A 22,866-nucleotide genomic window follows, 5' to 3' on the forward strand; every position below is an offset into this window, starting at 1 on the left:
GCACGAGGGGGACGAACGATCATGGGAAACAACGACCGTAGCGGTGGGGTGGCGAACTCCCGGCGGACCCGGCTCGGCGCCGGTTGGACCCCGAGCCACCACACGGAGCCGCGCGAGTACGAGATCGTCGAGGGCCCGGTGGCCAACGCCCTGCGGTCGCGGGCCGAGGACGACGCCGCAGCCGGCGAGTCCTGATCTCCCACCCGGAGCAGGCCGGGCCGCCACAGGTGCGGCGCGGTGCGGCTGGACCGGGTGACTAGGCTCGACCGGGTGGAGCAGACCCCAGGCCGGCTCGCCGGGCCGCCGCTGACCCCCCGTACCGCCGTGATCTGGTCGGTGCTGCGCGCCGAGCTGGAGCGCCGCGCCGGCACCGCGCTGACCGTGCTCGACGTCGGCGGCGGCACGGGCGGCTTCGCCGTGCCGCTGGCCCAGGCCGGGCACCGGGTCACCGTGGTCGACGCCAGTCCCGACGCGCTCGCCGCACTGACCCGCCGGGCCGCGGAGGCCGGCGTGGCCGAGCGGGTCCGCGCCGTGCAGGGCGACGGCGACGCGCTCGCCGGCCTGGTCGAGCCGGGCAGCGCCGACCTGGTGCTCTGCCACGCCGTGCTGGAGGTCGTCGACGATCCCGCGGCGGTGGTGGCGGCGTTGGCCGCCGCGCTGCGGCCGGGCGGCGCCGCGAGCGTGCTCGTCGCCGGCCGGGCCGCCGCCGTGCTCGGCCGGGCCATGAACGGGCACCTGGACGTCGCCGCCGCGCTGGCCGCCGATCCGGCCGGCACCGCCGGCACCCGGGACACCCTGCGCCGGCGCTACGACGCCGACGGCGCCGCCGCGCTGCTCACCGCCGCCGGGCTCGCGGTCGAGCAGATCCACGGCGTACGCGTGCTCGCCGACCTGCTCCCCGCCGCCGTCGCCGACGGCCAGCCCGCCGCCCTGGTCGAGTTGGAGCGGGCGCTCGCCGCGCGGGCGCCCTGGCGGGACCTCGCCGCCCAGCTGCACCTGTTCGCCCGCCGCCCGTGACCGACCCGCCCCGCCCGCCGCGCCCGCCCGGGCCCACGCTGGAGATCGTCGGGCCGCGCTACGGCGACGCCAGCCTCGCCGACGTCCTGCCGTCCGCGCTCGCCGTTCTCGACGTGCCCGGCGCCACCGACCCGCTCGGACTGCGGGCCGCGCTGCCCGGGGTACGCCGGATCGCGGTGCTGCTCGTCGACGGCCTCGGCTGGCACCAGATCCCGACCGCCGCCCCGTACGCGCCGACCCTGGTGGGGCTCGCCGCCACCGTCGGGCGGCAGCTGACCTCCGGCTTCCCGTCGACCACGCCGACCAGCCTGGTGACGCTGGGCACCGGCGCCGCGCCCGGCGCGCACGGCGTGCTCGGGTTCACGGTGCGGGTGCCGGGGACCGACCGGGTGCTCAACCACATCGAGTGGGCGGCCGATCCGGCGCCGCTGCGCTGGCAGCCGGTGCGTACCCAGCTGGAGCGGGCCCGCGCCGCCGGGGTCGCGGTGACCGTGGTGAGCCGGCCCGAGTTCGGCGGCAGCGGGCTGACGCTGGCCGCCAACCGGGGCGGCGACTACCGCGGCGCGGCCGGCGTCGACGCGCTCGCCGAACGGATGCTCGCCGCCCTGGCCGCCGGGCCGGGGCCCACCCTGGTCTCCGGCTACCACCCCGACCTGGACCGGCACGGCCACCTCAGCGGTGTCGACTCGGTGCCCTGGCGGATCGCCGCCGCCGAGGTGGACCGGCTGCTGGCCCGGCTCGTCGACGGGCTGCCGCCCGACGCCGCGCTGCTGGTCACCGCCGACCACGGCCAGCTCGACGTGCCGGCCGAAGACCGCTTCGACCTGGACACCGACCCCCGGCTGCGCGCCGGGCTGGAGGTGGTCGCCGGGGAGCCGCGGGTCCGCTACCTGCACGTCACCCCCGGCGCCGTGGACGACGTCGTGGCCGCCTGGTCGGCGGTGCTCGGCGACGCGGCCCGGGTGCGTACCCGCGACGAGGTGGTGGCCGCCGGCTGGTTCGGTCCGGTGGCGGAGGAACACCTGGCGCGCATCGGCGACGTGGTGGTGATCTGCAACGGCACGTACGCGGTGACCGCCTCCCGCTCCGAGCCGCCGGCGGTCTCCCGGCTGGTGGCGTACCACGGGGCGGACACGGCGGCCGAGATGGCGATCCCGCTGCTGGTCGTACGCGGCTGACGCGCCGGCCCGCCGGGCGGGGATGTCGCAGGTCCGGGCTAGCCTGCGGGGATGGGCCGCAGCCAGTCGTTGCCCCGGGGTGGCGATCCCCGGTTCGGGCCGGACGCCGACGATTCCGGCTGCCCGATCCTGCACGTCGACATGGACGCCTTCTTCGCCTCGGTCGAGGTCCGTCGCCGGCCGGAGCTGCGCGGTCGGCCCGTCGTGGTCGGCGGGACCGGCCCGCGCGGGGTGGTGAGCTCCGCCAGCTACGAGGCCCGGCGCTACGGCGTACGCAGCGCCATGCCCACCGCCCGGGCCCGGGCGCTCTGCCCGCACGCGGTCTACCTGCCGCCGGACTTCACGCAGTACTCGGCGGCCTCCGCCGCGGTGATGCAGATCTTCCGGGACGTCACCCCCCTGGTCGAGCCGCTCTCCCTGGACGAGGCGTTCCTCGACGTGGCCGGCGCCCGGCGGCTCTTCGGCCCGCCGGCCGCCATCGCCCGGCGCATCCGCGAGCGGGTCGCGGGGGAGCAGGGGCTGAGCTGTTCCGTCGGCGTCGCGCCGAGCAAGTTCGTGGCCAAGCTCGGCTCGACCCGCGCCAAGCCCGACGGGCTGCTCGTCGTCCCGGCCACCCGGGTGCTCGAGTTCCTGCACCCGCTGCCGGTGTCGGCGCTGTGGGGCGTGGGGGAGCGGTCCACCGAGACGCTGCGGCGGCTGGGCCTGGCCACGATCGGCGATCTCGCCGAGGCCCCGGTCGGCATGCTGCGCAAGGCGCTCGGCGACGCGTCCGCCGCCCACCTGCACGAGCTGGCCTGGGGGCGCGACCAGCGCCGGGTCAGCCCCGAGCAGGCGGAGAAGTCGATCGGTGCCGAGGTGACCTTCGACGTGGACGTCACCGACCCGCTGGAGATCCGCCGGGCGCTGCTCGCCCTCGCCGAGAAGGTCGGCATCCGGCTGCGCCGGGCCGGGCAGGTCGGGCGCACCGTGTCGCTCAAGGTGCGGCTGACCGATTTCCGCACCGTCAGCCGCTCCCGCACGACGGGCGTGCCGACCGACGTCGCCAGGGAGATCTTCGACACCGTCTGGGCGCTCTACACCGCGCTCGACCCGGTTGAGCCGGTCCGTCTGGTCGGCGTACGGGTCGAGGGGCTCGCCGCCGCGCGGGAGACCCCACGGCAGCTCACCCTCGGTGCGCCCGAGCGGGGCTGGCGGGAGGCGGAGGCCGCAGCTGACGCCGCCGCTGCCCGTTTCGGGCGGTCCGTCATAGGTCCGGCCAGTCTGCTCGGGGTCCGCGAGGGGCGACGAAATGAAAATCCACCCCGGCCGTAGGTCGTCCCGCTTTCCGACGCGCGAGGGCCCTCGTAGACTTGCGGGTAAGCAGCCGGTTGGCTGCCACGGTCTGTCGGCCCGACCGGGCCGACCAACGTGACCGGGGAGGAGTGCCGTGCCGCTCTCGGAGCACGAGCAGCGGCTGTTCGAGCAGATCGAGCGGTCGCTTGCCGAGGACCCCAAATTCGCCTCGGCCGTGCGCGCCAGCGATCCGCGCTTCCACGCGCGGCGTCGCCTGCTCGTCGCTGCCGGCGTGATCATCGCTGGGCTGGCCCTGTTGGTCTATGGCGCGGTGATCAAGCTTCCGCCGCTGGCAGTGGCGGGTTTCGTCGTCATGCTGGCCTCGGCCGCGTTCGCGGTGCAGTCGCACCGTCGGGGGCAGTCACCGGACCTGCACGTCGTGGGCGGGACGACGAGTCGTCGTCGCCCCCGCGGCCGGTCGGGTCGTCGGCCCTCGATCCTGGACCGGATGGAGGACCGGTGGCGGCAGCGCCCGGAGGGGCACCGCTGAGCCCGGCCCGCCCCTGAGGCGGGCCGCGCGACGAACAGTCAGCCGCCGGGACGCCCGGCGGCCAGCGACGATTCCGCACGCCCCGGGGCGTGCATCCTCCGCATCTCCCGATGTCCGGCATCCGGCCGGCCCCGTCCGCCCTGAGCCCGGCCGGCCCTGAGCCCGGTCGGCCCTGACGGCCGTGACGCCGGTCGGCCCTGACGGCCGTGACGCCGGTCGGCCCTGACGGCCGTCGGCTGGCGGCCCGACGGCCCGACCCCCGGGGGTATCGCGCCGTGACGGCCCGGCACCCGGCATAGCGGACCTGGAGAACCTGGAACGCTCGCCGATTTAGGCCCGTGCCGCGACGGCGGCCCCGCGAACGCGACGGGCCGGCGGGGCGGGTGCCCCTACCGGCCCGTTCGTCCGTCGGTCAGCGGGCCATGCGGCCGGCCAGCAGGCGACGCGGGTTCCAGCGCAGCAACCGGTGCCGGGCCCGACCGCCCGCCGCCACCAGCCGGGACGACGCCTCGGCCGTGCCCGTGCGCCAGCGCAGCAGCACCGACGGCGGCAGCACCGCCGCCACCAGGCGGGTACGCCGGTCGGTCTGTGCGGCCAGCGCGGCCCGTACGGTGCGCAGGGCCGGCAGGAGCTGCTCGCCGGTCAGCGGATCGCGGGCGTAGCGGGCGCGTTCCTCGGCGCGGCCGAGCAGGCGTACCGCCGTGGTCGCCCCCGCGTCGGCCGTGAGCGCCTCCCGGGACAGCCGGTCGGCGGTCGCCCGGGGGGTCTCCGTCCGGTCCACCCGGACCCGGTAGTCCACAAGCGTGTCCAGCAGTTCGTCCCAGGCGGCGTGCGCGTCCGCCCGCGCCCGCTCCGCGTCCGCCACCACCACCATGCGTCGCCCGTCGGCGGGCGCGTCGCCGGTGGCCCCGGGGCGCACCGCCGCCGCGGCCGGTTTCGCCGGGCCGCTGCGCTTGCGGCGCAGTGCCGTGCGGCGCAGCGCCGGCAGGGCGAGCAGAGCGAGCAGGGCCAGCACCGCCGCGGCGGCGTACCAGGGCCAGACCGGAGCCTGGTCGGTCGGGGCCGTGCCGTCGAGGGCCAGGCCGGAGTCGATGTCCTCCTCGGGGCCCTCCGGCCCCGCCGGGCCGGCCGACGGGTCGACGTCGCCGGGGGCACTCGTCGGGCCTGCGGTCGGCGTCTCCGCCTCCGGGGCGTCGATGTCCGGCGCCCAGGCCGACCGGGTCGAGCCCTGCACGCCGTACGCCGGGGTCGGGTCGAAGGGCACCCAACCGACCTCGTTGAAGTAGACCTCTGTCCAGGCGTGCAGGTTCCGGTTGGTCAACGTGTACGTGCCGTCGCCGGAGTTGCTGCCGTTGGCGAAGCCGAACGCCACCCGCGCCGGGACGCCGGCGGCCCGGACCAGCCACGTCATCGCGGCGGCGTACTGCTGGCAGAAGCCGACCTTGTTGTCCAGGAAGTCGACGATCTCCCGCCCGCTGGTGCCGCCCTTGGTGCTGAGCGAGTAGGTGAAGCCGTTGTCCGCGGAGAAGTGGTCGTAGATCGCACGGACCTTGTCGTACTCGGTGTCCTTGCCCCGTACCAGGGTGGAGACCAGCTCCTCGACCTCGGGCACCGGCGGCGGTGCGGGATGCAGGCGCCGCACGGCGTGGTCGGCCGGCAGCGGCGACGACCGGCGCAGGGCCGCCGGCGTGTAGGCCGAGCGCACGTACTCGAACGAGTAGCGCTTGTCGCGCGAGTTGTCCCGGTGGGAGAAGACCACCTGGAGGCTGGGGTCGTACGCCCAGTTGCCGTTGAGGCCCTCGGAGCGCACCGGTTCGGTGTAGACCGGCAGCAGCGGCATGTTGAGGGTCTTCGTCACCTCGACCGTGGCCTGGTACGTCCGCTGCTCGACGCCCCGCGCGGACGGCGCCGGCAGGTCGTCGACGGGCCGGCCCGTGGGGGTGCCCTCACGGAAGCCGCTCGGCGTGAGCTTGTCGGCCACGCCGAAGCGCAGGTAGAAGGGGCGGGGCTCGTTCGTGGTGACCTTGACCAGGTCGGCGACCTCGGACTGGTTGAGCTGCCCGCTCAACGCCGCGAACAGGTCGATCCGGCCGGTGCCGCCCTGCCCGGAGCGCCCGTTGCCGTTGCCGTTGCCCGAACCGCCCAGCGTGTCCAGCAGCCCGCCCGTCATCCCCGGCACGGCCAGCGGCAGCACCACGGCCAGCGCCACACCCACCACCGCCAGCCGCCGGCCGGCGGCGGCCAGCGGCGAGGCCTCCCAGACGTCGACGTCCCGCCCGTCGCCGGTGAACCGCCGGCCGAACCGGCGGACCCGGTCGACGTTGTCGGTCACCAGCAGCCAGAGGAACCCGGCGGCGCCGACGACGAACGGCACCGCCGGGACGCTGTCCACGTAGACCGCGACGGGCACCGAGTAGATCGCCAGCATCGGCAGACCGGCCAGCGCCGGCCGGCGCAGCCCGACGGTGAGCACGTCGACCACCACGGCCACCCCGCCGATCCCGAGCACCGTGACGAACAGCAGCGGGTCGGTGTCGGGGACCTTGACGCCGTACGAGCGCATGTCCTCCAGCGAGCCGTCGAGCAGCTCGCCGAAGTGCGTGAAGGTCGACGGGGTGGGCACGATGCCCAGCAGTTCGGTGCCGCCGGGGAAGAGCCAGGTCAGGGCCAGCGTCAGGCCGGCCAGCATGCCCAGCGCCTGGCCCCAGAGCGGAACCCGCGCCAGCCGGGCGAGCGCGGCCACGGCGGCGACCACGGCCACCGCGATCGTCGCCTGGATCAGCCACGTCCAGCGTTCGAAGATGGCCGACAGCGGCGCGGCGGCGAGCAGTGTCGCCGCGGCGGCCACGAAGCCCAGGTTCCGGTGGGCGATCATGAGGGGACCCTTCCGTTCATCGCATGCCGCCGGCCACCGTCTCGGCCATGGCCGCCCGCAGCGCGAAGCCCTGCGAGCCGCGGGCCGCCTGCGGCCACAGCGCGGGCAACTGCGTGCCGTGGTCGACGCCGATGACCCGCCAGCCGCTCTGCAACATGGCCAGCGCGGCGGCGCCGTGGGCGTGGTCGGCCTCGGCCCGGGCCTTGGCGGGCAGGTTGAGCCAGGTGGAGCTGTCGAGCAGGAAACCGACGCAGGTGGCCCCGTTGCCCCGCAGCCCGGCCAGCAGCTCGGCCTCGGCCGTGCTCACCGAGCCGAAGAGGCCGATGATCAGGCCGCCGTCCGCCCGTTGCCGGACCCGCTGCACCAGGGTGGTGAGCTCACCGTTCTTGTCGAGCCGGACCTCGGCGAGGTGGTCGAGGAGCACCCCGTCGCCGGCCGCCTCGGACGCGTCCACGTCCGCGCCGGAACCCGTGACCAGACGCAGCTTGTAGCCGGCCTGCCGCAGGTGCACCGCGATGCTGGCCGCGGCGGAGACCGCCCACTCGAAGGAGGCCGTCGGCCCGTCGCCGCGGTGGCCGTACGCGCGGGTGTCCAGCACGACGGTGGCCCGGCTCTCCCAGGGCTGCTCCTCCCGGCGCACCATCAGCTCGCCGGTGCGGGCGGTGGACTTCCAGTGCACCCGGCGCAGGTCGTCGCCCATCCGGTACTCCCGGGTGGCGGCGTCGTCCTCGCCGTGCACCGCCACCGAGCGGGCCCGACTGTCGCCGCTGCCGGCGTACTCGCCGGGCAGGCGCACCGAGGGCAGCGGCGTGACCTGCGGGATGACGGTCAGATGATCGGTGCTCGGGAAGGCGCGGCTCAGCTCGCACAATCCGAACGGGTCGGTCATCCGGACCACCAGCGGGCCCACCTCGTAGCGGCCACGCACGTCGGCGCGCACCGTGTAGGCCACCGAGCTGGCCTGGTGGGCGCCGAGCCGCTCCAGCACCACCCGGGGCCGGCTGCCCAGCGCGTACGGCAGCCGGTCCTCCAACAGCAGGGTGCCGGTGGGCAGGCGGGACATGTTCTGCAACCGCAGCACCACCCGGGAGCTGGCCCCGACGGGCACCCGGTGCGGGTCCAGCGACCGGTTGCAGGCCAGCTTGTAGCGGCTGCGCCCGACGTAGGCCGCGGCGAGCAGCGGCAGGATGGCCAGCAGCACGGCCACCCGGAGCAGGTCCTTCTCGCCGAGGATGCCGGCCGAGACCGCCGCCGCGACCGCGGCCGCCAGGAACGAACGGCCGCGGGTGGTCAGCCCGCGCAGCCCGTCGCGCACGTCACCGCCTCCGCGGCTCGTACGTGGCTCGGCCGTTGCCCTCGCCCGTGGGGCGGGTGTCGTACGGGGAGCGCCCGCGGTCGTGCGGCAGCGGCAGCCGGTGCACCAGCTCGGAGACGATCGCGTCGGTCGTACGCCGGGCGAGCTGGGCGTCGGCGGTGGGGATGATCCGGTGCGCGAGCACCGGCACGGCCAGCACCTGGAGGTCGTCGGGCAGGACGTAGTCGCGCCCCTCCAGGGCGGCCACCGCGCGGGCGGTGCGCAGGAGCTGGAGGGTCGCCCGCGGGGAGGCGCCCAGCCGCAGGTCGGCGGCCTCGCGGGTGGCGGTGACCAGGTCGATCGCGTACTGCTTGACGGCGTCGGCGACGTGCACCTGCCGGACGTGGCCGATCAGCTGCCGCACGGTGTTGGCGTCGGCGACCGGACGCAGCTCGTCCAGCGGGTCCGTCGCGCCGTGCCCGTCGAGCATCGCCAGCTCGGCGCTCGGGTCCGGGTAGCCCATCGCGATGCGGGCGGTGAACCGGTCGCGCTGCGCCTCGGGGAGGGGATAGGTGCCCTCCATCTCGATCGGGTTCTGGGTCGCGACGACCATGAACGGCGTCTGGAGGTGGTAGGTGACGCCGTCGACGGTGACCTGGCGCTCCTCCATGCACTCCAGCAGCGCCGACTGCGTCTTCGGCGAGGCGCGGTTGATCTCGTCGCCGACGACCAGGTTGGCGAAGACCGCACCGGGGCGGAACTCGAAGTCGTGCGTCTCCTGGTTGTAGACGCTGACCCCCGTGACGTCGCTGGGCAGCAGGTCGGGGGTGAACTGGATGCGGCGCACGGAGCAGTCGATCGACCGGGCCATGGCCTTGGCGAGCTTGGTCTTGCCGACCCCGGGCACGTCCTCGATGAGCAGGTGGCCCTCGGCGAGCAGGACGGCCAGGGCGAGCCGCACGGTGGCGGTCTTGCCCTCGATGACCTGCTCGATGTTCGACACGATGGCTTCGCTGGCGGCACGGAACTCGTCGTGCGGCAACACGCCGCCCACCTCGTCCCTGGTCTGTTGTGTCACGGGCCTCCTCCTCGTCGCCGGACGGCAGCTCTGTATAGAGCAGCTGGACCCGCCGTAGGGTTCGCGACGCCGAGCCTCGTCTGCCGCAGAAATCTCACTGGTCTCTCAGGCTAACCATGTTTGTCGCCGTCGCCGACCCCCGCAGGTAGACGGTCGGTTACGCACCGAACATTCGCCGGGTCGGGGGATCGGACCGTCGCTCTCGGTGCCGTTGATGATCACAAAGGGCTGCCGCGGCGCGTACGTCCGGGGTCGCCGTCCCGACCCGTGGCGGCGGGCGACGTGCGGGACCGGACGGCGGGGTACACTCCCGGGCATGGCCGGATTCTTCCTGCTTCTTACCGGGCCGTGCTGATGCGCTGACGCGCGACAGCACGGCGGCCCCTCCTGCGCGAGGGGCTTTTTTGTGCCCTCCGCCGGACGCCCCGGCGATCGGCACCCGGCACCGGCGCCGGCCCTCGGGCGGCGCGGCGCCGGCGGCGGACAGACCCGAGCCAGACCGACATGACCGCGCCGAGCGAGGTCAGCACCCAGCCCGGCCGTGGCGTGGCCGGCGGCGACGAGCGAAGCGAGGAGACGCCATGAGTGAGGCAGCACCGGCCGACATTCCCCCGTTCCGGTACACCGCGGCCCTGGCCGAGGAGATCGAACAGCGCTGGCAGGACGCCTGGGCGCGGGAGGGGACGTTCCACGCTCCGAACCCGACCGGCCCGCTGGCCGACCCCGGCCATCCGCGCGCCGGGGCGGAGAAGCTGTACGTCCTGGACATGTTCCCGTACCCGTCGGGCGCGGGCCTGCACGTCGGCCACCCCCTGGGCTACATCGGCACCGACTGCTTCGCCCGCTACCAGCGGATGGCGGGGCGCAACGTGCTGCACGCCATGGGCTTCGACGCGTTCGGCCTGCCCGCCGAGCAGTACGCGGTGCAGACCGGCACCCACCCGCGGACCACGACCGTGGCCAACATCGAGCGCTACAAGGCGCAGCTGCGCCGGCTGGGCCTGGCCCACGACGAGCGCCGCTCGGTGGCCACCATCGACACCGAGTTCTACCGGTGGACGCAGTGGATCTTCCTGCAGGTCTTCAACTCCTGGTACGACACCGGGGCGGGGCGGGCCCGCCCGATCGCCGAGCTGATCGCCGAGTTCGAGGGCGGCAACCGGCCCACGCCCGACGGGCGGCCGTGGGCGGAGCTGTCCGTCGCCGAGCGCCGGGCCGTCGTCGACGACCACCGGCTGGCGTACGTCTCGCAGGCGCCGGTCAACTGGTGCCCGGGGCTGGGCACCGTGCTGGCCAACGAGGAGGTCACCGCCGACGGCCGCTCCGAGCGCGGCAACTTCCCGGTCTTCAAGCGCAACCTGAAGCAGTGGATGATGCGGATCACCGCGTACGGCGACCGGCTGCTGGACGACCTGGACACGCTGGACTGGCCCGAGCCGATCAAGCTGATGCAGCGCAACTGGATCGGCCGCTCCACGGGCGCGCACATCGACTTCCCGACCGCCGTCGCGCCGATCCGGGTGTTCACGACCCGGCCGGACACCGTCTTCGGCGCCACCTACATGGTGCTGGCCCCCGAGCACGAGCTGGTCGACGCGCTGGCGCCGGCGGCCTGGCCCGAGGGGACGAAGGACGCGTGGACCGGCGGGCACGCCAACCCGCGCGCGGCCGTGGAGGCGTACCGCAAGGCGGCGGCGGCCAAGACCGACGTCGAGCGGCAGGCCGACACGAAGGAGAAGACCGGCGTCTTCGTCGGGGCGTACGCCACCAACCCGGTCACCGGCGGTCAGGTCCCGGTCTTCGTCGCCGACTACGTGCTGGCCGGCTACGGCACCGGTGCGATCATGGCGGTGCCCGGCCAGGATGAGCGGGACTGGGCGTTCGCCGAGGTCTTCGACCTGCCGATCGTGCGTACCGTGCAGCCCTCGGAGGGCTTCGACGGCAAGGCGTACACCGGGGACGGCCCGGCGGTCAACAGCGCCGCGCCCGAGCGCGGCCTGGACCTGAACGGCCTGGGGGTGACCGAGGCGAAGGCCCGGATCATCGAGTGGCTGGAGGCCAACGGCCACGGCACGGGCGCGGTGACCTACCGGCTGCGCGACTGGCTGTTCTCCCGGCAGCGTTACTGGGGCGAGCCGTTCCCCATCGTGTACGACGAGACCGGCGCGGCCATCGCCCTGCCGGAGGAGATGCTGCCGGTCGAGCTACCCGAGGTGGACGACTTCTCGCCGCGCACGTTCGACCCCGAGGACGCCGGCAGCAACCCGGAGACCCCGCTGTCGCGCCGGCGCGACTGGGTCGAGGTGGAGCTGGACCTGGGCGACGGCCCGAAGCGCTACACCCGCGAGACCAACGTGATGCCGCAGTGGGCCGGCTCGTGCTGGTACGAGCTGCGCTACCTGGACCCGACGAACTCCGAGCGCTTCGTCGACGCGGAGAACGAGGCGTACTGGATGGGGCCGCGCGGCGAGGGCGACTGCGGTGGCACCGACCTGTACGTCGGCGGCGCCGAGCACGCCGTGCTGCACCTGCTGTACGCGCGGTTCTGGCACAAGGTGCTGTACGACCTGGGGCACGTCTCGTCGTTCGAGCCGTTCCGCAAGCTGTTCAACCAGGGCTACATCCAGGCGTACGCGTACACCGACGCCCGGGGCGCCTACGTGCCGGCCGAGGAGGTCACCGAGCGCGAGGGCGGCTTCTACCTGGGCGACACCCAGGTCAACCGCGAGTACGGCAAGATGGGCAAGTCCCTGAGGAACGTGGTCACGCCCGACGAGATGTGTGCCGCGTACGGGGCGGACACGTTCCGCGTCTACGAGATGTCGATGGGCCCGCTGGAGGTGTCCCGTCCGTGGGAGACCCGGGCGGTCGTCGGGTCGTACCGGTTCCTGCAGCGGGTCTGGCGGGCGGTCGTCGACGAGCAGACCGGCGCGCTGCGGGTCACCGACGCGCCCGCCGACGAGGCGACCCGGCGGCTGCTGCACAAGGTGGTCGACGGGGTCCGCGGCGACATGGAGGCGATCCGGTTCAACACGGCGATCGCCAAGCTGATCGAGCTGACCAACGGGCTGACCCGGCTGGCGGAGACCCCGCGCGAGGTGGCCGAGCCGCTGGTGCTGATGCTGGCGCCGTTCGCCCCGCACGTCGCCGAGGAGCTGTGGCGCCGGCTGGGGCACGACACCTCCCTGACGTACGCGGACTTCCCGACCGCCGACCCGGCGCTGCTGGTGGCCGAGACGGTGACCTACCCGGTGCAGATCAACGGCAAGGTGCGGGGCCGCGTCGAGGTCCCCGCCGACGCGTCCGAGGAGACCGTCCGCGCGGCGGCCCTGGAGGCGGTCGCGTCCTCGCTGGCCGGCAAGGAACCCCGCAAGGTCATCGTCATCAAGGGCCGCATGGTCTCCGTGGTGGCCTGACGCCGCGCCGTGCGCTGTCGATCATGCAGTTGTGGTGGGGGACAAGGTCCCCGGGGCGGGATTAGCCGGGCACCACGACTGCATGATCGACGCGCCGGGTCGGGCCGGGCCGCGCGCTGGGGCGGGCCGGGTCAGGGGTCGCGGCGGTGGGTCAGGGTGATCGCCGCCAGGGTGGCGGCCGCGGACCAGGCGGCCAGGGTCAGCCAGGAGCCGGTGACGGTGGCCGGGTACGGGTCCAGGTTGACGACGTCGGGATGCACCTCGAGCAGTCGTAGCCAGGCGGCGAGGGGCAGGGCGTTGTACGCCTCGGCGATCCACCGGTGCTCGTCGCTGTCCACCGTCATCGGCACCAGCACGAGCACCGCCGTCGCGCCGGCCACCGCACCGGCGGCGTGCCGGGTGAGCGCGCCCAGACCCATCCCGACCAGCGCGCACACGGGCACGAGCGCGGCGCTCGCCACGACCGCGCGCAGCACCCCCGGCTCGCCGATCGACCAGCCGGCGTCCCGGTCGGCGAGGATCGCCTGGGACACCCAGAACGACGTCGTCGCGGTGACCGCGCCGAAGACGAGCATGACCCCGGCCAGCACGGCGGCCTTCGCCGCGACCAGCGCGCGGCGGGCGGGGACGGCGGCGAACGTGGCCCGGATCAGCCCGCTCTGGTGCTCGCCGACGATGGTCAGTGCGCCGATGGTGGCCGAGGCGAGGATCAGCAGCAGGTAGCCGGCCTCGGGGAAGGCGTCGCGCACCGGCCCGTACATGCGGAACATCTCCCGGCGCTCCTGCGGGTACGTCGGCCAGTTCCGGTGGTCGGCGAGGCTGGCGTTGACGCTGACCCCGACCACGAACAGGAAGACCAGCGGCAGCGTCCAGCGGGTCGAGCGCAGCGACCACAGCTTGATCCACTCGGCGGCCAGCAGGTCGCGGAACCGGGCCGGGACGTCGGTATTGGTCGGTCGGCGGGTCGGCGCGGTCACGGCGGTCATCGGGTCCCCTCCCCGGCGAGATACTCGACGCTGTCGGCGGTGAGTGCCATGAAGGCCTCCTCCAGTGAGGCGGTGCGGGCGGTCAGTTCGTGCAGCCCGACGCGGTGGGCGAGCGCGAGGTCGCCGATCCGCGCGGCCGTCAGGCCGGTCACGACGAGCGCCCCGGCGTCGTCCGGGCGGACGTGCGCGCCCTCGGCGGTGAGCACGGCGGACAGCGTCGCCGGGTCGGGCGTACGGACGGTCACGTCGGCCCGGGTGCTCCCGGCGGCGAACTCGGCGAGGCCCTGCTCGGCGATCAGCCGGCCCCGGCCGATCACCACGAGCCGGTCCACGCAGTTCTGCATCTCGCTCATCAGGTGGCTGGAGACGAAGACCGTGCGCCCCTCGGCCGCCAGCCGCCGGAACAGGTCCCGTACCCAGCGCACCCCCTCCGGGTCGAGACCGTTGAACGGCTCGTCGAAGAGCAGGACGGGCGGGTCGCCGAGCAGCGCGGCGGCGATCCCGAGCCGCTGCCGCATGCCGAGCGAGAAGCCGCCGATGCGCCGCCGGGTGACGGCCGACAGCCCCACCTCCCGGAGCACCTCGTCGACCCGGGCGCGCGCGATGCCGTTGCTGCGGGCCAGGGCCGACAGGTGGGCGACGGCGCTGCGCCCGCCGTGCACGTCCCCGGCGTCGAGCAGCGCGCCGGCGTGGCGCAGCCCGCGTGGCCGGTCGGCGAAGCGGACCCCGTCCACCGTGACGGTGCCGCTGGTCGGCGCGGTGAGCCCGATGATCATCCGCAGCGTGGTGGACTTGCCGGCCCCGTTGGGGCCGAGGAACCCGGTCACGTGGCCGGGTCGCACGGTCAGGGTGAGGTCGTCGACGGCCGTCGTGCGGCCGTACCGTCTCGTCAGGGATTGAAGTTCGATCACCTGCCCCACGCTGCCGGGCGGCGGCCGGCGGGGCGTCGCCCCGGCGGCCACACCCGGCGGCCGGTGACCCGCCCCGGGGCGTACGCCCGTGGGCCGATGCGCGGGCGGCGACGGGCTGTCTACCGTGTGCGCATGGACGCCACCGTGCCGCTGCCACGCCGCGCCGCGTCGCTGGCGCGGGCGGTCCTGCCCTGGGTCGGCGTCGCGCTGCTGCCCGTCACCGTGCTGCTCGCCCCGGCCGTCGCGTCGAGCCGGGGCGGCGTGGGGTTCGGCGACTGGTGGTTCTCCGAGCGCTACCTGGTGCCGTTGCTGGCCGTGGTCCCGCCCGCCGGCCTGCTGCGCCGCCGCCCGGTGCTCGCCCTGGCCCTGATGGTCGTCGCGGCGTGTGTGGTCACCGCAGCCGTCAACGTTCCGGAGGGCGGCTACCTGACCGACATCTGGTACGCGCAGTTCCTGGCCATCGACCTGGTGGTGGGGCTGATCGCGGCGCACCGGTCGCGCCGCGTCTCGGTGCCGGTGGCCGTCGCGGTGCTCGTCGTGCAGATCACCGCCGGCTTCGTGAACCCCGCCAGCGACCCCATCAACCGGGCCACGCTCGCCGTGCTGGCGGTCGTCACCGCGTGGACGGTCGGCAACTCGGTCCAGGCCCGGCGCGGCTACGCCGCGGCCGTCCGGGCGCACACCGCCGCCGAGGCGGTCACCGCCGAGCGGCTGCGCATCGCCCGCGAGCTGCACGACATGGTCGCGCACAGCATCGGGGTGATCGCCATCCAGGCCGGCGTGGGCGCCCGGGTCATCGACACCCAACCGGCCCAGGCCCGCGCCGCGCTCGCCACCATCGAGGCGACCAGCCGCGACACCCTGGCCGGCCTGCGGCGTACGCTCGGCGCGCTGCGCCGCCCGCAGTCGGAGTCGGCGTCGCTGGACCCGACGCCGGGGCTGGACGACCTCGACCGACTGGTCGCGGCTGCCGCCGACGCGGGGGTGCGGGTGGACCTGCGGCGCGTCGGCGAGCGGCGGCCCGTCCCGGCCGAGGTCGACCTCGCCGCGTTCCGGATCGTGCAGGAGGCGCTCACCAACGTGGTACGGCACGCGGGCACCGACCGGTGCCGGGTCACCGCCGAGCACGGCCCCGACGAGGTGGCCGTGGAGATCGTCGACGAGGGCCGGGGCGCCCGGGTCGGCGGTGAGGGGCACGGAATCCTCGGCATGCGCGAACGGGTCGCTCTGCTGGAAGGCCGGTTCCACGCCGGGCCCCGCCCCGAGGGCGGCTTCCGGGTGGCGGCGTGGCTACCGGCACCCCCCGCAGCGCCGGCACCCCCCGCAGCGCCGGCACCACCGGCAGCACCGGCAGCACACGTGGCGACAGAGTCGGCCGGGGCGCGGACCGGGGCGGGGGACCGGTGAGCGTCCGGGTGCTGCTCGTCGACGACCAGCCACTGGTCCGCGCCGGCCTGCGGGTGCTCATCGCCGACGCCCCCGACATCGACGTCGTCGGCGAGGCGGGTACGGGGGCCGAGGCGGTGCGGCTGGCCCGCGAGGTCGTGCCGGACGTGGTGCTGATGGACCTGCGGATGCCCGGCATGGACGGCATCCAGGCCACCCGCGCGATCACCGCGCACGGCGGCGCCACCCGCGTCCTCGTGCTCACCACCTTCGACGACGACGAGCACGTGCACGCCGCGTTGCGCGCCGGCGCGAGCGGGTTCCTGGTCAAGGACATGGCGCTGGACGACATCCTCGGCGCGGTCCGGGTGGTCGCCGCCGGGGACGCGCTGATCGCCCCCGGGGTCACCCGCCGGCTCATCGCCGAGTTCGCCCGCCGGCCGACCCCCACCGCCCCGACCCGGGCCCTCGACGGCGTCACCGAGCGGGAGCGCGAGGTGCTGACGCTCGTCGGCCGGGGCCTGTCCAACGGCGAGATCGCCGCCGAGCTGGTGATCAGCGCGGCCACCGCCAAGGCGCACGTGGCCCGGCTGTTCAGCAAGCTGGGCGCCCGCGACCGGGTGCACCTCGTCATCGCCGCCTACGAGGCCGGGCTGGTCTCCCCGGCGGGATGAGGCGCGCGACCGGGCGCGCTCGGGGCGCTCAGCGCAGCGCGGCCGCGACCACCGGGCGGTGCTCGCCCAGCCAGTCGTACCAGCGGCGCACCGTGTCGGCGACCCCCGCGTCGCGGAGCCGGCACATGGCCGGATCGCCCCGCTCCGCGCCAGCCGCGATCCCGCGCCAGGTGCCGTCGATCTGGGCGAGCATCACGTCGACCAGTTCGGCGCGGGGCAGCGCGGGCGACCCCGGGCCGGCCGCCTCGTAGGAGTCGCAGAGCAGCCGGGCGCGCCGGCCCAGCTCCACCGGGTCGGCTGCCGGCCCCACCGCCGCCCAGTGCCAGGCGGCGAAGGCGACGTCCTCGACCCGCCGGCCGGGCGCGGCCAGGTCCCAGTCGATCAGCGCCACGGGCAGCGGGCCGGCGGGAGCGTCCCGGTACACCGTGTTCTTGGGGGACAGGTCGCGGTGGCAGACCGTCTCGGCGTCGGCGGCCAGCGGGCTGCCCGCGCAGGCGTCGTGCAGCCGCCGGAGCAGCACGGCCAGCCGGGTCAGCGCCGGGTCGGCGAAGTACGCCGGATCCTCCCTGTCCCGCCACGGCACCCGGCCGTCGACGTGGCTGAGCACCTGCCGACCCCGCTCGTCCGTGCCGAGGTGGCGGGGCGCGACGTCCGCGCCCACCCGCTCCAGGTGTCGCAGCAGCGCGGCGACGAACTCGGCGTTCTCCGGCGGCGTACGCCGGACGGTGTCGCCGACCCGGACCACCTCGGCGATGAAGCCGCCCCGCAGCCGCTCCTCGGCGGCGATCGGGTCGACGCGACCGGTGGCGCCGGCCGGCTGCCGCCCCTCGTGTTCCTGCCCCGTGGCCCCGCCCGCTCCGGGCGATCCGCCGCGCACCGCCGGCCTCAGCTCGGCCCGAGCCGGCGCTGCCGCTCGGCGCGCCACCAGCGGTGGATCAGCACGACGCTGGCGATCAGGCCGAGCGCGGCCGGCGCGACGCCGAACCAGTTGACGTCGCCCGGGGAGGTGACCGTCGCGCCCACCGCCGCGTAGCCGAACGCGGTGGGCGCGGAGGCGATCACGCTGCCGGCGAGGAACGGCAGCACCCGGGCGCCGGTGGTGCCGTAGCCGTAGCTGACCAGCCCGAAGCCGGCGATCGGCAGCAGCCGTACGGTGACCACGCCGAGGACGCTCTGGCGGGCGAACCAGCCGTCCAACCGGGCCAGCCGGCCGCGTACCCGCTCGGCGACGAAGTCCCGCCCGAGCAGGCGGCCGACCGTGAAGCCCAGCGCCGCCGCGAGCAGGGCGGCGCCCAGCGCGTACGCGGCGCCCTCCAGCGCACCGAAGATCGCGCCCGAGGCGAGCGTGATGAAGGTCCGGGGGACCAGCGCGACCAGCAGCAGCGCCCCGCCGAGGACCGCCGCCACGGGGGCGAGGCCGCCCAGCCGGTCGGCCAGCCCGGGCAGTTCCCGCGCCTCGGGCAGGTCGACGACGAGCAGCACCGCCCCGAAGGAGGCGAGCAGGAGCAACAGCAGGGCGAACCGGACGGCCGACGGCTGCCGCAGCAGCCGCCGGACGGCCAGGATCATGCCCGGGCGGCGGCGGCCACCGCGGTGCGGCGCTCGGCGCGCAGCCGGTCCGACCAGGTGTCGTCGAGCGGCGGGAGCTGGTGCGCGCCGGTGGCCCAGCGCAGCAGCAGGTCCGCCAGGGCGGGGTTGCGAGCGAGGGCCGGGCCGTGCGAATACGTGCCGAGCAGCTTGCCCCGCCACGCCCCCTCGGTGGCGCCGTCGTTGCCGACCCCGGCGGTGACCCGGGCCAGCGGGGAGACCCCCGGGCCGAGGTGGGTGCGCCCGCCGTGGTTCTCGAACCCGGTCAGCGCCGGCACGCCCAGCCGCGGGTCGATGTCGCCGGCCAGCTCGCCGACGGCGCGGGTCGGCCCCCGGTCGGAGGAGAGGTCGAGCAGCTCCAGCCCGGCGCAGAGGGTGCCCTTGGCGAAGAAGGAGGTGCCGAGGAGCTGGTAGCCGGCGCAGACCCCGAACACGACCGAGCCCTGGGCGACCGCCCGGTGCAGGCCGCCGTCGGCGAGCAGCCGCTGCGCGCCGAGCGCCTGCGGGCCGTCCTCGCCGCCGCCGATGAGGTAGATGTCGGCGGTGGAGGGGAGACGCTGGTCGGAACGCACCTCCAGCACCTCGACCGGGAAGCCGCGCTGCCGCGCCCGGCGGGCGAGGATCAGGGCGTTGCCACGGTCGCCGTAGGTGGAGAGCAGGTCGGGGTAGATCCAGACGATGCGCAGGCTCTCAGTTGACACGGTCCAACTCCGCTCGGATGTCCTGGAACGCGGTGTAGTTCGCGATGACCTCCAGGCGCCCCGGGGGCACCGACCGGACGGCGTCGTCGAACGTCCGCACATGCTGGAAGGGCACGTCGTTGACCTCGAGCCGGACCGCGAGGTCGTACGCGCGGTCCCCGGTGATCAGCACCTGCCGGCCCCGTAGCGGGGCGAAGTCGACGTCGAAGAGCCAGGAGGTGTCCAGCCCGTCGGGGTCCCGGGCGTTGATGGAGAGCAGCGTCGGCGCGACGTCGGCCATGTCGAAGGCCTCCAGCCAGCTGGCCGGGTTCTTCGCCAGCAGCAGCCGGATGTTGCGCCCGTCCCGGTCGACCTGGGCGTAGCGGCCCGCGACGGAGGTGACGCTGCCGAGCTGGAGCACCGCGTCCACGGGCCGGACGCCGAACTCGGCGGCGACGGCCAGCGCGGTCGCGGCGTTGCCGACGTTGACCTTGCCCGGGAGCTGGAGCTTGACCTTGTGCCAGGCGCCGGTCGGGTCGAGCACGCCGTCGTCCTCCACCGTCCACTGCGGCTCGGGCCGGCGCAGCGGGCAGCCGCTGCACCACCACTGGTCGCCGGAGCGCTGGATGGTGGAGCCGCACTCGGGGCAGACCCAGGAGTCGTCGTGCCAGCGTTGCCCGGCGCTGAACCAGGTGACCTGCGGCGGGGCGATGCGGTGGTCGTGGTTGGGCGGCGGGGTCGCGGCCCAGACCACCATCGGGTCGTCGGCGTTGGCGACGACGCGGACGTTGGTGTGCCGGACCAGCGCGGCGCGCCAGAGCTGCGCCATCATGGCGACCTCCTTGGCCCGGTCGAGCTGGTCGCGGGAGAGGTTGAGCAGCGCCACCACGTGCGGCTCGGTGGCGTCCAGCACCTGGGCGAGGTAGTGCTCGTCCACCTCCAGCACCGCGTAGGGCGTGCTGCCGGCCTTGGCGAGCGCCGAGGTGTGCCCCGTCGGCATGTTGGCGCCGAACGAGTTGGTGGCGACGCGGCCGAGCACCCCGACCGCCGCCGCGGTGAGCCGGGTGGTGGTGGTCTTGCCGTTGGTGCCGGAGATCAGGGCGATGGCGCGCCCGGCCGACAGGTGGGCCAGCAGGTCCGGGTCGATCTTCAGGCCGATCCAGCCGCCGATCACCGAGCCGTCACCGCGCCCCGCGGCCCGCGACAGCGCCGCGGCGGTCCGCGACACCGAGCTTGCCACCTTTGCCCGCAGGGGCATCTTCGCGTCCGTCACCCGAGCGAGGTTACCGGACCGGCGACCCCGCCAGATCGCCGCCGACGGCGAACCGTTCGGCCGGGGTGGTCCGGCGGGGTGGTCGGGACGCGCTCAGCCGGACGGAGTCGATCTATGTCGGAAAGCGGACCGGCCCGGGGCGCCCCGCGGCCCTCCACTCCGCTCCACCCCCGTTGACGTGCGGTTTTGCGCGCCGAAAGGCCGCGCCACGCGGGCGATTCTGGTTGCGGGTGGAGGGAAGTGGAGTAGAGTGGGGCGCAGTGGTGAGGCCGGGAGGGCCCACCGGCCCGGGGGGTCAGCGGCGCCGCGAACGCCGCTCAAGGGCGAGGGGGTTGGGCCGATGTTTCTCGGCACCCACACCCCGCGCCTGGACGACAAAGGCCGGTTGATCCTCCCGGCGAAGTTCCGGGACGAGCTGGCGGGGGGTGTCGTGATAACCAAAGGGCAGGATCGCTGCCTCTACGCCTTCCCGATGCCCGAGTTCCAGCGGATCGCGGAGCAGTTGCGCGCGCAACCGATGACGAACAAGGCGGCCCGAGCCTACAGCCGGGTCTTCTTCGCCAGCGCGCACGACGAGGTTCCCGACAAGCAGGGCCGAGTGACGATCCCGGCCCACCTGCGGAACTACGCCGCCCTCGACCGGGATCTGGTCGTGATCGGCGCGAGCACCCGGGTGGAGATCTGGGACAAGGCTGCCTGGGAGACCTACCTCGCGGAGAGCGAAGACGACTTCGCCGACATCGAGGAGGGGGTGCTGCCCGGCGGTCTGTAGGGCGTGACGGCGCCCGACGTACTGCGAGATCTCCACCCGCTTTCGAGTTCCTGGCACCCCTTCCCCGGTGCCAGGCGCACGATCCGATCGGAGGGCCGCGGCCTCCGACGGGCGAGAGCGGATGGGGATCTGGCGGTACGACGGCACGGCGTCGTCCGACGACAGACGCGTGAAGGACGAAGGTTTCACACCAGTGGGGGTCGACATGGGGGAGCTACGCGGCACGCACGTGCCGGTGCTGCTCGAGCGGTGTCTCGAGTTGCTGGCCCCCGCGCTGGGCCGGGGCGGACGGACGGTCCACGTCGACGCGACGCTGGGCCTGGCCGGGCACGCCGAGGCGGTGCTCGAGGCGCATCCGGAGACGGTGCTGATCGGGCTGGACCGGGACACCGAGGCGCTCGCTCACGCACGCGTCCGGCTGGCCCGCTTCGCCGACCGCGTCCACCTGGAGCACGCCGTCTACGACGAGCTGCCGGAGGTGCTCGGTCGGCTGGGCTACCCGGCGATCGACGGCATCCTATTCGACCTGGGCGTCTCCTCCCTGCAACTCGACGCACCCGACCGCGGGTTCGCCTACGCGCAGGACGCCCCGCTGGACATGCGGATGGACCAGACCCGGGGGGTGACCGCCGAGGAGGTGGTCAACACGTACGCCCATCCGGACCTGGCCCGCGTGCTGCGGGTCTACGGCGAGGAGAAGTTCGCGGGCCGGATCGCCTCGGCGATCATCCGCGAGCGGGAGCGGGCCCGGATCACCTCGTCGGCGCGGCTGGCCGAACTGGTCAGGGAGTCCATTCCGGCACCCGCCCGACGAACCGGGGGACACCCGGCCAAGAGAACGTTTCAGGCTTTACGGATCGAGGTAAACAAGGAACTGGCAGCGCTGGAGACGGCGCTGCCAGCCGCGCTCGACAAGCTCAACGTGGGCGGCCGCATGGTGGTCCTGTCCTACCACTCGCTGGAGGACCGGCTCACCAAGGCGGCGCTCAGCGACCGGGTCCGCAGCAAGGGCCCGGTCGACCTCCCGGTCGAACTGCCCGGGTCCGGTCCGACGTTCCGGCTCCTCAGCCGGGGCGCCGAACTTCCCGGGGAGGCGGAGGTCGCCGCGAACCCGCGGGCCGCGTCAGTGCGGCTGCGGGCCGCGGAGCGACTCGACCCGGACGCGGCACAGCAGGGCGGCACCGACCGCGAACGGTACCGCCGGCGGGTCAAGGCGATGCACCAACCAGGGGCGGGGTCTCCCGGATCCGACACGGATCCGACGGACCCCGGGGGACGGGACAGGGACGGACGAAGAGGGGGAGGGACATGACTATTGACAAGCGCGACCGTCGGGACATCGCCGGCGGCGGGCAGCGCGCACCGCGGTCGGGGGGCCGGACCGCGGCGGAGCGGGCCACGCGCATCGGGACCGGCGCGCCGCGGGCGGACCGCGCGAACCGGCAGGGGGAGACTCGCGCCCGGGGGGCGCGCGAGTTCCCGACCCAGGGCAGCGCCGCGCTGCGGCCGGCCGAGCGGGACAGCGCCGGCACGGCCCGTCCGCCCCGGCTGCGGGTGGCGCCGCCGCCGCCGGTGAAGGTGCCGCGGGCACCCTTCGCCGCCCTGGTGCTGGTGCTGGTGGTCGGCGGGGTGCTCGGCATCCTGGCGGTCAACACGAAGATCAACGAGAACGCCTTCCGGCTGGAGAAGCTCCAGGAGCAGCAGGCCAAGCTCGACGTGGAGCAGCAGCAGCTCAACAAGGAGATCGCCGACGCCGAGGCTCCGGGCAACCTGGAGGCCCGGGCCCGCCAGCTCGGTCTGGTGGAGGCGGGCGAGCCGGCCTACATCCGGCTGCCCGACGGCAAGGTCATCGGCGTGCCGCAGCCCGCCGGGGGTAAGCCCTCGATCACCAGCCAGCAGGGCGCGGGAGGCTGACGA

General features: G+C 74.9%; 19 protein-coding genes and 1 pseudogene. 11 read left to right on the forward strand and 9 right to left on the reverse strand.

Going from position 1 to position 22,866, the window contains the following annotated elements; all coding sequences use genetic code 11:
- Nucleotides 1-21: 21 nt before the first annotated feature.
- From ABZ573_RS07840 to ABZ573_RS07860, 5 genes are all read left to right on the forward strand, one after another.
- Complete coding sequence (locus ABZ573_RS07840) at nucleotides 22-195, forward strand: hypothetical protein (RefSeq protein ID WP_192581451.1); 174 nt, start codon at nucleotides 22-24, stop codon at nucleotides 193-195.
- A gap of 57 nt (nucleotides 196-252) precedes the next feature.
- The gene (locus ABZ573_RS07845) at nucleotides 253-1,017 is read left to right on the forward strand and encodes a methyltransferase domain-containing protein (protein ID WP_151455434.1); all 765 of its coding nucleotides are present in this window, start codon (nucleotides 253-255) and stop codon (nucleotides 1,015-1,017) included.
- A complete protein-coding gene (locus ABZ573_RS07850; RefSeq protein WP_225852280.1) occupies nucleotides 1,014-2,195 on the forward strand; it encodes a nucleotide pyrophosphatase/phosphodiesterase family protein in 1,182 nt (393 codons plus the stop codon). The genes ABZ573_RS07845 and ABZ573_RS07850 overlap by 4 nt, the downstream gene beginning before the upstream one ends.
- Nucleotides 2,196-2,246: 51 nt before the next feature.
- Nucleotides 2,247-3,506 carry a DNA polymerase IV gene (locus ABZ573_RS07855; protein ID WP_151455425.1) on the forward strand — a complete coding sequence of 420 codons (1,260 nt, stop codon included), beginning with the start codon at nucleotides 2,247-2,249 and terminating at the stop codon, nucleotides 3,504-3,506.
- Between the two features lie 115 nt (nucleotides 3,507-3,621).
- The gene (locus ABZ573_RS07860) at nucleotides 3,622-4,017 is read left to right on the forward strand and encodes a DUF3040 domain-containing protein (RefSeq protein WP_132236265.1); all 396 of its coding nucleotides are present in this window, start codon (nucleotides 3,622-3,624) and stop codon (nucleotides 4,015-4,017) included.
- A gap of 412 nt (nucleotides 4,018-4,429) precedes the next feature.
- On the opposite strand, the gene ABZ573_RS07865 is transcribed toward ABZ573_RS07860, so the two are convergent.
- The 3 genes from ABZ573_RS07865 to ABZ573_RS07875 are packed head-to-tail and all read right to left on the reverse strand — an operon-like array spanning nucleotide 4,430 to nucleotide 9,264.
- Nucleotides 4,430-6,892 carry a DUF3488 and transglutaminase-like domain-containing protein gene (locus ABZ573_RS07865; protein WP_151455426.1) on the reverse strand — a complete coding sequence of 821 codons (2,463 nt, stop codon included), beginning with the start codon at nucleotides 6,890-6,892 and terminating at the stop codon, nucleotides 4,430-4,432.
- 16 nt (nucleotides 6,893-6,908) lie between these two features.
- Nucleotides 6,909-8,207 (reverse strand): DUF58 domain-containing protein, encoded by a 1,299-nt coding sequence (locus ABZ573_RS07870; protein ID WP_151455427.1) that lies wholly within the window; start codon nucleotides 8,205-8,207, stop codon nucleotides 6,909-6,911.
- 1 nt (nucleotide 8,208) lies between these two features.
- Nucleotides 8,209-9,264, reverse strand: a complete 1,056-nt coding sequence (locus ABZ573_RS07875; protein ID WP_151455428.1) for a MoxR family ATPase — start codon at nucleotides 9,262-9,264, stop codon at nucleotides 8,209-8,211.
- Between the two features lie 581 nt (nucleotides 9,265-9,845).
- On the opposite strand from ABZ573_RS07875, the gene leuS reads away from it, so the two are divergent.
- The gene (gene leuS / locus ABZ573_RS07880) at nucleotides 9,846-12,680 is read left to right on the forward strand and encodes a leucine--tRNA ligase (protein ID WP_358116608.1); all 2,835 of its coding nucleotides are present in this window, start codon (nucleotides 9,846-9,848) and stop codon (nucleotides 12,678-12,680) included.
- A gap of 131 nt (nucleotides 12,681-12,811) precedes the next feature.
- On the opposite strand, the gene ABZ573_RS07885 is transcribed toward leuS, so the two are convergent.
- Together ABZ573_RS07885 and ABZ573_RS07890 are read right to left on the reverse strand one after the other, a co-directional pair.
- Entirely contained in the window at nucleotides 12,812-13,666 is an 855-nt protein-coding gene (locus ABZ573_RS07885) for an ABC transporter permease subunit (protein ID WP_358116611.1), read from the reverse strand.
- Entirely contained in the window at nucleotides 13,663-14,586 is a 924-nt protein-coding gene (locus ABZ573_RS07890) for an ATP-binding cassette domain-containing protein (RefSeq protein WP_358116613.1), read from the reverse strand. Before ABZ573_RS07890 ends, ABZ573_RS07885 begins: the two co-directional genes overlap by 4 nt.
- Before the next feature lie 123 nt (nucleotides 14,587-14,709).
- Between ABZ573_RS07890 and ABZ573_RS07895 the strand changes: the two genes are divergently transcribed.
- Together ABZ573_RS07895 and ABZ573_RS07900 are read left to right on the forward strand one after the other, a co-directional pair.
- On the forward strand, nucleotides 14,710-15,984 hold the full coding sequence (locus ABZ573_RS07895) for a histidine kinase (protein ID WP_358116615.1): 1,275 nt from the start codon (nucleotides 14,710-14,712) through the stop codon (nucleotides 15,982-15,984).
- Nucleotides 15,981-16,637, forward strand: a complete 657-nt coding sequence (locus ABZ573_RS07900; RefSeq protein WP_327029132.1) for a response regulator transcription factor — start codon at nucleotides 15,981-15,983, stop codon at nucleotides 16,635-16,637. Before ABZ573_RS07895 ends, ABZ573_RS07900 begins: the two co-directional genes overlap by 4 nt.
- Before the next feature lie 28 nt (nucleotides 16,638-16,665).
- Here the strand turns inward: ABZ573_RS07900 and ABZ573_RS07905 are convergent, their stop codons facing one another.
- Genes ABZ573_RS07905 through ABZ573_RS07920 form a run of 4 tightly spaced genes read right to left on the reverse strand, consistent with a single transcriptional unit; the run spans nucleotide 16,666 to nucleotide 20,162 of the window.
- On the reverse strand, nucleotides 16,666-17,514 hold the full coding sequence (locus ABZ573_RS07905) for a phosphotransferase (protein WP_358116618.1): 849 nt from the start codon (nucleotides 17,512-17,514) through the stop codon (nucleotides 16,666-16,668).
- An 8-nt stretch (nucleotides 17,515-17,522) separates the two neighbouring features.
- Nucleotides 17,523-18,206: a VTT domain-containing protein gene (locus ABZ573_RS07910; protein WP_357580155.1), complete on the reverse strand. Its 684-nt coding sequence runs from the start codon at nucleotides 18,204-18,206 to the stop codon at nucleotides 17,523-17,525.
- The gene (locus ABZ573_RS07915) at nucleotides 18,203-18,925 is read right to left on the reverse strand and encodes a glutamine amidotransferase (protein WP_151457254.1); all 723 of its coding nucleotides are present in this window, start codon (nucleotides 18,923-18,925) and stop codon (nucleotides 18,203-18,205) included. The genes ABZ573_RS07910 and ABZ573_RS07915 overlap by 4 nt, the downstream gene beginning before the upstream one ends.
- Complete coding sequence (locus ABZ573_RS07920) at nucleotides 18,915-20,162, reverse strand: MurT ligase domain-containing protein (RefSeq protein WP_151457258.1); 1,248 nt, start codon at nucleotides 20,160-20,162, stop codon at nucleotides 18,915-18,917. The genes ABZ573_RS07915 and ABZ573_RS07920 overlap by 11 nt, the downstream gene beginning before the upstream one ends.
- A gap of 355 nt (nucleotides 20,163-20,517) precedes the next feature.
- Between ABZ573_RS07920 and mraZ the strand changes: the two genes are divergently transcribed.
- The 3 genes and pseudogenes from mraZ to ABZ573_RS07935 all read left to right on the forward strand — a co-directional run bounded on the left by mraZ (nucleotide 20,518) and on the right by ABZ573_RS07935 (nucleotide 22,863).
- Complete coding sequence (gene mraZ / locus ABZ573_RS07925) at nucleotides 20,518-20,949, forward strand: division/cell wall cluster transcriptional repressor MraZ (protein WP_151457255.1); 432 nt, start codon at nucleotides 20,518-20,520, stop codon at nucleotides 20,947-20,949.
- Nucleotides 20,950-21,154: 205 nt separating this feature from the next.
- Nucleotides 21,155-22,268: pseudogene (gene rsmH / locus ABZ573_RS07930) on the forward strand (16S rRNA (cytosine(1402)-N(4))-methyltransferase RsmH).
- Complete coding sequence (locus tag ABZ573_RS07935) at nucleotides 22,258-22,863, forward strand: septum formation initiator family protein (protein ID WP_151457256.1); 606 nt, start codon at nucleotides 22,258-22,260, stop codon at nucleotides 22,861-22,863. Before rsmH ends, ABZ573_RS07935 begins: the two are co-directional and overlap by 11 nt.
- Nucleotides 22,864-22,866: the final 3 nt, after the last annotated feature.

Source organism: Micromonospora sp. NPDC007220, assembly GCF_040634035.1.
Classification (GTDB): Bacteria; Actinomycetota; Actinomycetes; order Mycobacteriales; family Micromonosporaceae; genus Micromonospora; species Micromonospora reichwaldensis.

Excerpts from the sequence above, each read along its gene's own strand:
- mraZ (WP_151457255.1), top strand. The coding sequence starts at position 20,518 with ATGTTTCTCGGCACCCACACCCCGCGCCTGGACGACAAAGGCCGGTTG.
- ABZ573_RS07920 (WP_151457258.1), bottom strand. The coding sequence starts at position 20,162 with ATGCCCCTGCGGGCAAAGGTGGCAAGCTCGGTGTCGCGGACCGCCGCG.
- ABZ573_RS07895 (WP_358116615.1), top strand. The coding sequence starts at position 14,710 with ATGGACGCCACCGTGCCGCTGCCACGCCGCGCCGCGTCGCTGGCGCGG.
- ABZ573_RS07840 (WP_192581451.1), top strand. The coding sequence starts at position 22 with ATGGGAAACAACGACCGTAGCGGTGGGGTGGCGAACTCCCGGCGGACC.
- ABZ573_RS07935 (WP_151457256.1), top strand. The coding sequence starts at position 22,258 with ATGACTATTGACAAGCGCGACCGTCGGGACATCGCCGGCGGCGGGCAG.
- ABZ573_RS07885 (WP_358116611.1), bottom strand. The coding sequence starts at position 13,666 with ATGACCGCCGTGACCGCGCCGACCCGCCGACCGACCAATACCGACGTC.
- leuS (WP_358116608.1), top strand. The coding sequence starts at position 9,846 with ATGAGTGAGGCAGCACCGGCCGACATTCCCCCGTTCCGGTACACCGCG.
- ABZ573_RS07910 (WP_357580155.1), bottom strand. The coding sequence starts at position 18,206 with ATGATCCTGGCCGTCCGGCGGCTGCTGCGGCAGCCGTCGGCCGTCCGG.
- ABZ573_RS07855 (WP_151455425.1), top strand. The coding sequence starts at position 2,247 with ATGGGCCGCAGCCAGTCGTTGCCCCGGGGTGGCGATCCCCGGTTCGGG.
- ABZ573_RS07865 (WP_151455426.1), bottom strand. The coding sequence starts at position 6,892 with ATGATCGCCCACCGGAACCTGGGCTTCGTGGCCGCCGCGGCGACACTG.